The sequence below is a fragment of the Psychrobacter sp. TB20-MNA-CIBAN-0197 genome (assembly GCF_040309765.1).
GTDB classification, from domain to species: domain Bacteria; phylum Pseudomonadota; class Gammaproteobacteria; order Pseudomonadales; family Moraxellaceae; genus Psychrobacter; species Psychrobacter submarinus.
Map to the genome: position 1 here is coordinate 1 of NZ_JBEOPC010001029.1, position 253 is coordinate 253.

General features: G+C 62.5%; 1 protein-coding gene. It reads left to right on the top strand.

The genetic code is table 11. The features are described 5' to 3' along the window. Positions 1–12 precede the first annotated feature (12 nt). Positions 13–253: flavodoxin family protein (locus tag AAEY83_RS17020; RefSeq protein WP_351061012.1), on the top strand; the 241-nt coding region annotated here is incomplete at its 3' end.

Genomic DNA, 253 nt, shown 5'->3' on the forward strand with positions numbered 1-253 from the left:
GCGGCGGTGTGCATGCCGCTGTTTTTCATCACTGGCTGGCTGCTGTATCTGGACCGTCGACGCAAGAAAAAGCAGATCAAGGATGCCCGCCAAGGTCTCGCACAACCGTCCGCCGATGCTTCGGCGTGGCTGATCGGTTTCGCCAGCCAGAGCGGATTCGCCGAGCAACTGGCGTGGCAGACCGCCGGACAATTGCAGGCCGCCGGATTGCCGGTCAACGTGCAGCCGCTGGCCAATCTGAGCGAACAGGATC